Origin of the sequence: Hydrogenimonas sp. (genome assembly GCF_029933015.1) — a bacterium.
Taxonomy (GTDB): domain Bacteria; phylum Campylobacterota; class Campylobacteria; order Campylobacterales; family Hydrogenimonadaceae; genus Hydrogenimonas.
This window is the reverse complement of record NZ_JAOZOZ010000079.1, coordinates 1-7,303: the sequence shown is the minus strand read 5'-3', so window position 1 is coordinate 7,303 and position 7,303 is coordinate 1. Positions and strand designations below refer to the sequence as shown.

The 7,303-nt window shown below is 55.4% G+C and carries 7 protein-coding genes and 1 tRNA gene; 6 read left to right on the top strand and 2 right to left on the bottom strand.

Annotated elements, in window-relative coordinates; all coding sequences use genetic code 11:
• Nucleotide 1: 1 nt before the first annotated feature.
• Nucleotides 2-78 (bottom strand) — tRNA-Ile (locus tag Q1K23_RS06395).
• Nucleotides 78-1,199: an FtsW/RodA/SpoVE family cell cycle protein gene (locus tag Q1K23_RS06390; RefSeq protein WP_300363313.1), complete on the bottom strand. Its 1,122-nt coding sequence runs from the start codon at nt 1,197-1,199 to the stop codon at nt 78-80. The genes Q1K23_RS06395 and Q1K23_RS06390 overlap by 1 nt, the downstream gene beginning before the upstream one ends.
• A gap of 54 nt (nt 1,200-1,253) precedes the next feature.
• Here Q1K23_RS06390 and Q1K23_RS06385 point away from each other — a divergent pair, with 54 nt between their 5' ends.
• From Q1K23_RS06385 to Q1K23_RS06360, 6 genes are all read left to right on the top strand, one after another.
• Complete coding sequence (locus tag Q1K23_RS06385) at nt 1,254-2,246, top strand: RluA family pseudouridine synthase (RefSeq protein WP_300363312.1); 993 nt, start codon at nt 1,254-1,256, stop codon at nt 2,244-2,246.
• The gene (locus Q1K23_RS06380; RefSeq protein ID WP_300363311.1) at nt 2,179-3,438 is read left to right on the top strand and encodes a hypothetical protein; all 1,260 of its coding nucleotides are present in this window, start codon (nt 2,179-2,181) and stop codon (nt 3,436-3,438) included. The genes Q1K23_RS06385 and Q1K23_RS06380 overlap by 68 nt, the downstream gene beginning before the upstream one ends.
• Before the next feature lie 9 nt (nt 3,439-3,447).
• Complete coding sequence (gene trmB, locus Q1K23_RS06375) at nt 3,448-4,629, top strand: tRNA (guanosine(46)-N7)-methyltransferase TrmB (RefSeq protein WP_300363310.1); 1,182 nt, start codon at nt 3,448-3,450, stop codon at nt 4,627-4,629.
• Nucleotides 4,614-5,285: an ABC transporter ATP-binding protein gene (locus Q1K23_RS06370; RefSeq protein WP_300363309.1), complete on the top strand. Its 672-nt coding sequence runs from the start codon at nt 4,614-4,616 to the stop codon at nt 5,283-5,285. The genes trmB and Q1K23_RS06370 overlap by 16 nt, the downstream gene beginning before the upstream one ends.
• Complete coding sequence (locus Q1K23_RS06365) at nt 5,272-6,084, top strand: FtsX-like permease family protein (RefSeq protein ID WP_300363308.1); 813 nt, start codon at nt 5,272-5,274, stop codon at nt 6,082-6,084. Before Q1K23_RS06370 ends, Q1K23_RS06365 begins: the two co-directional genes overlap by 14 nt.
• An 11-nt stretch (nt 6,085-6,095) precedes the next feature.
• A partial coding sequence (locus Q1K23_RS06360) for a peptidoglycan DD-metalloendopeptidase family protein (protein WP_300363307.1) occupies nt 6,096-7,303 on the top strand: 1,208 nt, incomplete at its 3' end.

The following is a 7,303-nucleotide window of genomic DNA, read 5'->3' as shown; positions in this document are numbered from 1 at the left end:
GTGGTGGGCCAACCAGGACTCGAACCTGGGACCATCCGGTTATGAGCCGGATGCTCTAACCAACTGAGCTATTGGCCCTAAAGAAAGGTCACTTTAGAGCCGGAATTATACAGAAAATTGAACCGAAAAGCAATAAAATTTTCCAGGATGCCGAAAAGGACCATGAAGTTGATGAAACTGCTGCCGCCGTGGCTCAGAAGCGGCAGAGGCACGCCGACGACGGGGGCCAGACCGATGGTCATGAGGATGTTGACGCTGGTGTAGACGAAGATCAGAAAGGCGATCCCGTAGGCGGTGACCTGGATGAAGTAGTCGCCTCTGGCGTGCATCCCCAGACTCAGGATGTGCAAGACCAGCAGCGCGTAGAGCAGGATCAGTATGGCCGCGCCCGTGAAACCGAAGCGCTCCACGTAGTAGGCGAAGATGAAGTCGCTCGAAGCGATGGGCAGAAACTTCAGCTGGGTCTGCGTCGCCTCTTCCTTCGGTTTGCCGGTCATGCCGCCCGATCCGATGGCGATGATCGACTGCTGCACGTGGTAGCTCGGTTTTTCGGCCAGAAAGTCGTGGATCCTCTTTTTCTGGTAGTCGTGGAGGTTGGAGTAGAGAAAGGGGGCGGCTACGGCCAGCGTGATGGCGATGCCGGCCCATATCTTCCAGTGGACGCCGACGAGAAAGAGGACCCCGTATCCGATGATGAGCAGCACCAGGGCCGTGCCGAGGTCGGGCTCTTTGGCGATGAGGACGAAAGGGAGCAGGATATAGAAGGAGAACTTCAGAAAATCCCGGAGGCCGTATCCCTCCCGGGGCGGGGGGTTCTCCTGGATCAGATGGCCCAGCATCAGCAGGAATGCCGGCTTGAAAAGCTCGGAAGGCTGGATGGTCAGGCCGATGAAAGGGATCTGCAGCCACCGCTGGGCGCCCAGCTTGGTGACCCCGAAAAAGTCGACGCTCAGAAGCAGCAGAATCGTGGTCCAGTAGAAAAAGGGGATGAGCCAGCGCAGCGAGCGCCAGGGTATCAGGAAAAAGAGGAAAAAGACGACGAAACCGAGCCCGATGTAGAAAAGCTCTTTTTTGAAAAGTGCGGGGCTGATCTCCTTGACCAGCGTCAAAGAGATGACGATGAGCGGCAGAATCAGGAGGATCAAGAAAAAATCGAAATGTGTTAAAATGCGCCTGTCGAACATAAGTCTGTGTTTCATGCCAAAAATCCGCCGCCTATACTTGTAAATAATTCAGGAAATTGTACCCTACCAATGAAAAAAGAGAGATTAACGGAAGTCTTGACCGCCGACAGTAGCGAACGTCTCGACAGGTTTCTGCACCGCCATATAGGCGGATCGAGGAACCAGGTCGAACAGCTGATCAAAAAAGGATTCGTCGAAGTCGGCGGCAGGACCGTCAGGAAAGCGGGCTACAAAGTCTCACCCGCCGAAAAGATACGCTACACGATTCCCGAGGAGCCCGACTACGAGGCGCAGGCCGTCGATTTCGACGTCCCGGTCATCTACGAAGATGACGACATCCTCGTCATCAACAAACCCTCCGGCCTGGTGGTCCATCCGGCTCCAAGCGTCAAAGAGCCGACTCTGGTCGACTGGCTCAAAGCCAAAGGGATCAACCTCTCGACGATCAGCGGCGAGGAGCGTCACGGCATCGTCCACCGTCTCGACAAGGAGACCAGCGGCGCCATGGTCGTGGCCAAGAACAACGCGGCCCACGAGAAGCTCTCGGCGCAGCTGCAGGAGAAGTCGATGGGGCGGTACTACATCGCGCTGGTCGACCTGCCGCTCAAAGCGTCCGGGATCGTGGAGGGGCCGATCGGACGAAATCCGGCGAACCGTCTGAAAATGGGCATCGTCTCCGGCGGAAAGGCGGCCAGAACCCGTTTCGAAAAACTTCTCGAGAGCGAAAAAGAACGCTACGAACTGATCGGCGCGAAACTCTACACCGGCCGGACCCATCAGATCCGGGTCCATCTGGCTTCGTTGAACCGCCATATCGTCGGGGATGGTTTATACGGTTTTAAGAGCAAAAACAATATAATCCAACGTATTTTGCTACACGCGTACATACTCTATCTCGACCATCCCAAAACCGGCGAAACGATGCAGTTTGTAGCACCGATACCGCAGGATATGCGGGAAGTTCTCGAGAGCCTTTTCGAAAAGGAGAAACTGGATGAAATTTTGGATCCGTGCAATTTTCTACGGCGTTTTGGCGATCATTGCGACAGGATGTTCCACTAAAACGATCACGCAGCAGGCTCCGCAGGTCAAAGCCGATCTTCCGACCGTCGAGTCGATCAGAAGCATCAGCAGCATGACGGCGGTGGGCCTGGAGTGGCAGATGGTGCCGTCGATGAAGATCGAAGGGTACCGCCTCTACCGCCTCGATCCCAACAGCGAAGAGAAGAAACTCAAACGTATCGCCCAGATCAAGGACCGCTACAGCACCCATTACGTCGATACGAAACTGACGCCCGATACGGAGTACATCTACCAGATGTCGACCTACGACAAAGAGGGCTACGAGTCGAAGCAGTCGGCCCCTGTGCGTGTCAAGACCGCGCCGATGATCCACTCCGTCAGCTTCGTGCGCGCCATCACCGATCTGCCCAACCGCATCAAACTGATCTGGCGCCCCCATCAGGATCTGCGTGTGGTCGGCTACATCGTCGAGCGGGCGTCGGTCTCGAAACCGAACGAGTGGAAAAAGATCGCCGAAATCAAAAACCGTCTGAGCGCGGAGTATATGGACAAAAAACTCGGTGACGGAGAAGTCTACATCTACCGCGTCCGGGTGAAACTCTGCAACGGCCTCGTTTCCGAACCGAGCACCCCTGTGAAAGCGATCACCAAGCCGCTTCCGCAGATGCCCGGCCATCTTTCTGCATCGCACGATCTTCCCAAGACGATCCATCTCGAGTGGAAGGCTAGCCCGACTCCCGACGTGGTCTACTACAAGATCTACCGGGCGCCTTTCGAGATCGGATTTTACAGCTATCGCGCCAAGACCGAAGGGACCAGCTTCGAAGACCACGTTCCCGAAGACGGCAAGATCTACTACTACAAAGTGACGGCGGTGGACAAAGACGGCCTGGAGAGCCCGATGCCCGACGCTCCGGTGATCGGCTCGACACTCGCCAAGCCCTCTCCGCCGGCGATCACGGCGGCCAAAATCGCCTTCAACCAGGCGATCATCACCTGGACGCCCATCGACGACCGCGCTGAAAAATACAACGTCATCCGGACCCACTGGGAAGGGTTGAGCAAAAAAGAGAAAGTCTTCACGAACATCTACGGAACGAAGTTCGTCGACAAGACGATGGCCCCCGGCATCAAGTACACCTACCGGATCGTCGCCATCGACAAAAACGGCATCGAGTCGGAACCCTCCAAGCCGGTCGAACTCTACATCGCGAAAACCGAAGAGAAGTAACGAAGTTTCATGCCGCATATTCGCATCGACACCTTCAGCTGTGCCGAGATCCCTTTCGAAAGAGAGGGAGTGCGGTTTGCGTGGTACGCGGAAAATCTCGAACATCGCGGCGAAGGACTGCTGGGTGTCGAGGTCTCCGGCGTCCCTTTTCTTCTGCAGGTCAAACCCAAAGGGGACTCTGTCCTGATCAAGGCGGAGAAGATCTCCCGTCCCTCGCCCAACGCGCTGATCAAAAAAGCCCTTCAGGCCTACATCACCCACTGTAAACCGACCGTTCTGTATTCCAACATCGCCAACGTGGAGCAGGCGAAGCTGAAAGAGCCGCTTCCTTCCCTCAAGGAGATCGCAGACTTCGATCCGGCCGACCTTCCCGACAAACCGCTCTGGATCGAGGTCGGATTCGGCAGCGGTCGCCATCTGATCCATCAGGCCAAAGCGCATCCCGAAGTCCATCTGATCGGACTCGAGATCCACCGCCCCTCTCTCGAGCAGGTGATGCGCCGCGTCGACCTGGAGGGTCTGCAGAACGTCTGGGTCATCGACTACGACGCCCGTCTTTTCATGGAACTTCTTCCCAGCAACCGTGTCGAACGCATTTTCGTCCACTTCCCCGTGCCCTGGGACAAGAAGCCCCACCGCCGTGTCATCTCCGACGCCTTCACGGCGGAAGCGATGCGGGTGCTGAAACCGGGAGGGACGCTGGAGCTTCGAACCGACAGCGACAACTATTTCCGCTACGCGATGGAGGTCTTCACGAAGCCCGAACGTGTGCGCCTGACACTCGAAAAAAACGGCGAAGCGGCCGTCAGAAGCAAATACGAAGAGCGCTGGCTCAGGCAGGAAAAAGATATCTACGAGATACGTGTCGAAGCCCTCGAAATCTCCAAAGAGAGGGAACTTGCCGCCGACTTCTCTTTCCCCTGCGCGCCGTCGGTGCGGAAACTCTTCGAGAAAAGACCCGAAAAAGCGTGGATCGAAGAGGATTTTTTCGTCCATGTGGAGAGATTTTACGCCATCGGCGGGGAAGAGGGTCTCATCCGTGTCTCTCTGGGAAGTTTCGACCGTCCGGAACACAAATTTCTCCTGATCAAAGAGGGAAGAGCGACCTACTATCCACACGAACCGGTGGCGACGCGGACCAATTTCGACGCACACCGTAAACTCAAGGACTGGCTATGCGCAACGTCATAGAAGCGAAAAACCTCAAACTCGCCTATCCCCGGCACGAACCGGTCATCAGGAACGCCACCTTCAGGGTGGAGACCAACCAGTTCGTTTTCATCACCGGGGCGAGCGGAAGCGGCAAATCGACACTGCTGCGTTCGATGTACGGCGGGATGGAGATCTCCGGCGGCGATCTGAACGTGGGCGGGATCGACATGCGCTCGATCTCCAGCTCCAAACTCTACAAGCTCAGACGCCACATCGGTATCGTTTTTCAGGACTACAAACTGATCAAAGAGTGGACGGTGGAGAAAAACGTGATGCTCCCGCTCATCATCGCCGGTTTTCCGAAAGATGTCTGCCGCGCCCAGGCCGTCAAGCTTCTCAACCATGTCAAACTCTCCCACAAGTCCGACAAGTTTCCGATGGAACTCTCCGGCGGCGAGCAGCAGCGTGTCGCGATGGCGAGGGCTCTGGCGCACAACCCCTTTCTGATCCTGGCCGACGAGCCCACGGGTAACCTGGACGACTATTCGTCGCAGGTGGTATGGGAGCTGCTCGAGCGCGCCAACGAGGAGCTGGAGACCACCGTGGTCGTCGTGACGCACCACATCCCCGAGATGATCAATGCCGACTACCGCCATCTGATGATCGAAAACGGAGTGATCTATGACATTCGTTAGAAACCATCTCGGGCTCATTCTCCCGCTCTTCGCCATCCTTTTCGCCATCGAGTACATGCTGGTCTTCGACAGGGTGCTGAAAAACTACGAGACCAGACTCCAGGAGCAGTACACCGTCATCGTGGTGGCCGACAAAAAGGTGGATGTCAGCCGGATCGAAAAGGCCAACCCGCTCGTCAAATCGGTGGAACCGGTCGATTCGGAAAGCGTGCTCAGGCGCATCAGAAAACAGATCAGCAAAGAGAACATCGAAAAGATCAAAGCGATTGTACCGGCCTTCTACACCCTCAAACTGCTCCACTATCCGGACAAAAAGAGTCTCGAAAAACTCCGAAGGGATCTGCTGGATATCAAAGGGGTCAAACGGGTGCAGATCTTCGAAAAGGTGCACGATAGGCTCTACGCCATGCTTCTTTTCATGAAGAGCAACTTCTATATCTTCGGCGCGATGCTGGGTCTGATAGGTTTTCTGCTGGTGATGAAACAGATGGTGATCTGGCAGCTGGAGCACAAGGAGCGGATGCAGATCATGGCGCTTTTCGGCGCGCCGGTCTGGCTCAGAAGCGGCGTGCTTTTCCGTCTGGCGTTCGTGGATGCCCTGATCGCCGTCGCTCTGGTGGCGACGGGAATGCTCTACGTGATGTCCGATACGCGGGTCAAAGAGGTCCTGGACGAGATGGGTATCGACGGGTCGCTGCTGCTGCGGTTCGACGATCTCGCCTATCTGGCCGCCGCGGGATTCGGTATCGCGCTCTTTTGCGCCACGTGGGTCGTCGTCCGCTTCAGGGAGGAGCTGTAGATCGGATGCGTATGAAACTGCTGAGATGGATTTTGATGTGTCTGGTTCTCGTCACGCCCTTCTACGCCGGATCGATCGACAAAAAGATCAAAAGCTCCCGGCAGAAACTGGCAAGCACCAAAAGCAGCTACGCCAACATGGACCGGAAACTGGCCCAGATCGCCCGGCAGATCGCGGCGAACCAGAAGAAGCTCGAACAGCTCGATCTCGTCATCAAAACCTCCGAAAAAGAGATAGCCGTAAACTCCGTTTTGCTGCAGGAGGGGGAAAAACGCCTCAAAGAGATCGAAAAGAGTTCGCAGACACTCGACAAAACGAAAGCGGAGCAGGAGAAGATGCTCATCGACCTGCTGGCCAACCGCTACATACTCGAAGAGATAAAACGTGAAAAAGGAATCCAGTCACCCGATGACGTCGTGGAAGCGGAAGTTCTCACCGCCCTGATCAAATCGGACAACGAACGGCTCAAATCCATGGAAAGCTCCTATCTGAAAACGGTCAGGGAGAGCGAATCTCTCACCAAAGAGGCGAAACGTATCAGAAACATGATCGAGCGTCTGAAGAGAAAGCGTGAAACCGCGGAAAAAGAGAAAAAACGGCGGAAAAAAGTACTGGCGAGCCTCGAGCAGGAGAAGAAAGCCTACCAGAAACGGCTCGAAAAACTTCAGAAGGAGGAGAGCGATCTGCGCAGAACTCTCGCGAGGCTAAATATTCTGAAGAAAAGAGAGATCGAAAAAGCGAAGAAGAAGCGATCGCGCTCCACCAGCAGGGCCATCGCGAGCGGAGACAAGCTCAACGTCCGTACCATCGGCTCTTCCTATCAGAAGCACGCCATCGGCCGCTACCGCGGCAAAAAGACGATTTCACCTGTGGGTAAAGCGAAAGTCGTGAAAAAGTTCGGTCCCTACACCGATCCGATCTACAAGATAAAGATCTTCAACGAATCGGTCACGCTGCAGCCTTACAAAAAGAACGTCAAGGTCAAGAACGTGCTCAACGGCCGGGTGGTTTTCGCCAAACAGACTCCGATGCTGGGCAACGTGGTCATCATCGAGCACCGAAACAATCTCCACACGATCTATGCGAAAATGGACAAAATCGCACCGACGATCAAAGAGGGGAAAAAGATCAAGAAAGGGTACGTCATCGGCCGCATCGACAAGGAGCTGATGTTCGAAGTGACCCAGAAGAACAGACACATCAATCCTCTCGAACTGAT